This window comes from Boseongicola sp. (assembly GCF_057460485.1).
Genome location: NZ_JBVCWP010000418.1, coordinates 1 through 2,443, shown reverse-complemented (window position 1 = coordinate 2,443; position 2,443 = coordinate 1). Strand labels below are relative to the sequence as shown.

General features: G+C 54.0%; 4 protein-coding genes. 2 read left to right on the top strand and 2 right to left on the bottom strand.

Going from position 1 to position 2,443, the window contains the following annotated elements:
* Positions 1–266: hypothetical protein (locus AC221Y_RS23045; RefSeq protein WP_486708617.1), on the bottom strand; the 266-nt coding region annotated here is incomplete at its 3' end.
* Positions 267–502: 236 nt separating this feature from the next.
* Positions 503–679, bottom strand: a complete 177-nt coding sequence (locus AC221Y_RS23040) for a hypothetical protein (RefSeq protein WP_486708616.1) — start codon at positions 677–679, stop codon at positions 503–505.
* On the opposite strand from AC221Y_RS23040, the gene AC221Y_RS23035 reads away from it, so the two are divergent.
* Positions 678–827 carry a hypothetical protein gene (locus tag AC221Y_RS23035; protein ID WP_486708615.1) on the top strand — a complete coding sequence of 50 codons (150 nt, stop codon included), beginning with the start codon at positions 678–680 and terminating at the stop codon, positions 825–827. The two genes, AC221Y_RS23040 and AC221Y_RS23035, sit on opposite strands and share 2 nt — an antisense overlap.
* A gap of 79 nt (positions 828–906) precedes the next feature.
* Positions 907–2,331 carry an exonuclease domain-containing protein gene (locus AC221Y_RS23030; RefSeq protein WP_486708614.1) on the top strand — a complete coding sequence of 475 codons (1,425 nt, stop codon included), beginning with the start codon at positions 907–909 and terminating at the stop codon, positions 2,329–2,331.
* Positions 2,332–2,443: the final 112 nt, after the last annotated feature.

The window sequence follows — 2,443 nt, the reverse complement described above, 5'->3', positions numbered from 1 at the left end:
GCGGTTTTGCAGGACGCGGGTTTCTGAATGTGCGCCACGGTTGCTGCCATTTCCCAAGACTGGACTGCGAGAGCGGGAGAATATTTAGTGTACGAGTTTCCTGGCACAACCTCTTCGATTTTTTCAAGTTGCTGTTCGAGAGACTCGGCCGCGACTGGAAACGCTAAAATGATCGACAAAGCAGCGATGAAAAGGATTCCCAATGCGACTGCGATCAACCTGAATGTTTCATGATGAACTACAATTCTTGCAGATTTAACCGACATCTCACCCCCTCCAAATACTACTTGAAAACTTAATATACCTAGAAACGGCGGGCCCAGTGTTGATCAAGATCAATGGAGTGCCCGGCGACGGAACCTGAAACGGCGGTCACGGCATATGTCGGTTTCGTGCGCACAGCAGACCTTCATACGAATTGCAGCAAAAGATCTTTTCCCGCCCCTTCCGTTGAAGAGGGACGTGTTGCTTGGCTGGAACGGCAAGGATACGCGCTGCAAGATCACTTCTTATCGCGCGCGGACTTTTCTTCTTTGGTCAGCTTGTTGTTCCAGACATTTTTGCTTAGGCCCAACTCACTTGGGAACGGTTTGGTCTTGCCGAACCTGACCTCGCCACCCTTGTTCAAGAATTCCTGAATAAGCGCTTCATCCGTGGTTTTTTTAGGAACATGTTTCATGGAGACATGCCTACCCGGTGGGCGGATACTTGTCACGCACCATCCGGGCATCCCGCTTGCCGATGCTCCCATTGGTCAGATGTTGAAGGCCAAGTGTAGGGAATTCTATGCTCCAATGGAGAAAACCGACGTAATGGCCGGTCGGTAAAACATCGAGGTGAGAAATCTTGCCATATAAAGCTACTTTACAGCGCCATTTCTAAGAAAGTCATTCTTCGATAGACTGAATGGCGCCAGCTATCTCAAAAAGGATAATCTCCGTGCCGTTTGCGTTTTATGATCTGGAGACCACCGGCACGGAACCTGCCTTTGACCAGCCGCTGCAGTTTGCCGCCATCCTGACCGACGATGACTTCAACGAGATAGAGCGTGTCAATCTGCGCTGTCGGCTCGCGCCCCATATACTGCCCAACCCCTATGCGATGATCGTCACTGGTTTGACGCCGGAAGAGGCCACCGACAGCACCCTGCCCTCTTACCTCGAATTCGCACAAAGCATCCGCTCCCTCATTCAGAAATGGGCGCCGGCAACCTGGGTTGGCTACAACACCATAAAGTTCGACGAGAGTTTTCTCCGGCAGATGTTCTATCAGACCCTGCAGCCCGATCTGTACGAGACTCAGTTCAACGGCAATGACCGGCTCGATATTATGCTGGCGGTCCAAGCGGTCTGGGTCTACGAGCGGTTGATCCTGTCCTGGCCCGAAGACGACCTGCATCAGCCGATCCTGAAGCTGGATCGCCTGGCGCCAGCCAACGGGTTTCGCGAACACGACGCTCATGACGCGCTGGGCGATGTTCTGGCTACTATTCATATCGCCCGACTGATCCGGGACCGGGCACCAGAGCTTTGGGAAAGCATTCTGGCAAACCGGAACAAGCACGATGTTGCCCAACGCCTTGAGCGCTTTCAGCCAATGGAGCTCATCTTGCGCTACAAGGGCCCGCCGTGGATCTGCACCGGCTGTCTCTGCGGTTTTTCCCAGGACAACCCCAACAGCGCCGGCTTTTTCGATCTGAATTTGGCGGATCCTGGGGATCTCGTCGATGCGGACGATGCTGCACTCGCCAGAGCGGTTAAGGCTTCGCCCAAAATTATCCGCAGTGTGTCGATCAACAATGTCCCCAACCTGTTCGATACCAGAAGCACCAATCCCGAACTGTTCGAGAAAGCGTCCCTCATTGCCGCCCGGCCTGATTTCCAGAAAAGGGTCGGGCGCGCGATGGCAGCCCGGTTCAAGGATAAGGAACTCGATGAAGAGCGCCCGGTCGAAACTCGAATATACGAAGGCTTCTATAGTGGCGACGACAAGGCTCTGCTGCGCGAGTTCCAAAGCTGCGACTGGCCGCAGCGCTGGGACATCGTTCTCCAACTGGAAGATCCGCGGTTGCAGCAGTTGGGGCGCAGGCTGGTTGCGTTTCACAAGCCCGGAGTTCTGGATGGCCCGACAAGGGATGCCGCACTCGCCTACCTCAAAGAAAAGTGGTTGGCGCCGGCGGAAGACGCGCCGAAATGGACCAGCTTCGCGACGGCCGAAAAGGATCTTGCCGAGATCGAGGCCGAGGGTCTGGCATCTGGAGAGATGATTGCGGGATGGAAGGCGTTCTATTCTGAGCGGAAAGCCTGGCTGGAGATGGGCCGGATTCGCTAGTTTCTGGCGCAACAAAGCCAATTGCTTGATCCGCTGTGGTTCTTTTGAGTCCGAGTTCTGATGGGGGTATAATTGGGGGTAGTAAGCTTTAAATAAATATAAATACATATTT